The sequence below is a fragment of the Streptomyces recifensis genome, assembly GCF_002154615.1.
GTDB classification, from domain to species: domain Bacteria; phylum Actinomycetota; class Actinomycetes; order Streptomycetales; family Streptomycetaceae; genus Streptomyces; species Streptomyces griseoluteus.
In genome coordinates, this window is record NZ_MUNH01000621.1 from 1 (window position 1) to 716 (window position 716).

General features: G+C 74.4%; 1 protein-coding gene. It reads left to right on the plus strand.

Annotation, left to right across the window (positions count from 1 at the left end; all coding sequences use genetic code 11):
• Nucleotides 1-2: 2 nt before the first annotated feature.
• On the plus strand, nt 3-716 hold a 714-nt coding region (locus CCN33_RS27285; protein WP_140394699.1), incomplete at its 3' end, for a copper resistance CopC family protein.

Sequence of the window (716 nt, forward strand, 5' to 3'; positions counted from 1 at the left end):
TGCTGCTGGCGGCCGCGAGCCTCCTCCTGCTCGTCCTCGGCACGGCGTCCCCCGCCTCCGCGCACGCGGCCCTGCGCGCCACCGACCCCGAAGACGGAACGATCCTCCAGCGCGCCCCGCGCACGCTGACCCTGACCTACACCGAGTCCGTCGGCCTGCTCACCGACTCGTTCCGCGTCTACGACCCCGAGAACCACCGCCTGAGCACCGGCCAGGCCGACCACGCCCCCGGCCGGGCGGACACGGTCCGCGTCCCGCTGCCGGCCCGGATGGCGAAGGGTACGTACGTGGTGGCGTGGCGCGTGGTCTCGGCCGACAGCCACCCCGTCTCCGGCGCGCTCACCTTCTCGGTGGGCGAGCGGACGGTGGCGAGGGCGACGGCTCCCGGCGCGGTGGAGAACGGTACGACCACCAGCCTGTACAACATCGCCCGCTACCTGGCGTACCTCGCGGTGGCGCTGGTGCTGGGGGCGGCTGTTTTCGTCGCGTACTGCCGCCCGCCTCAACGGGCGCCGCTGCGGCCCCTGTTCCTCGCCGGCTTCGCCGGTCTGCTCGTCTCCACGCTGGCCCTGCTCCTGCTGCGGGGGCCGTACGAGGAGGGCACGGCACCGGCGTTCACCTCGCTGGGCCGCACCCTGACCACGCGCCCTGGAGAACTCCTGCTCGCACGGCTGGCGTTGCTGCTGCTGGCGGCGGTCGGCGCGCTGGTCCTGCGC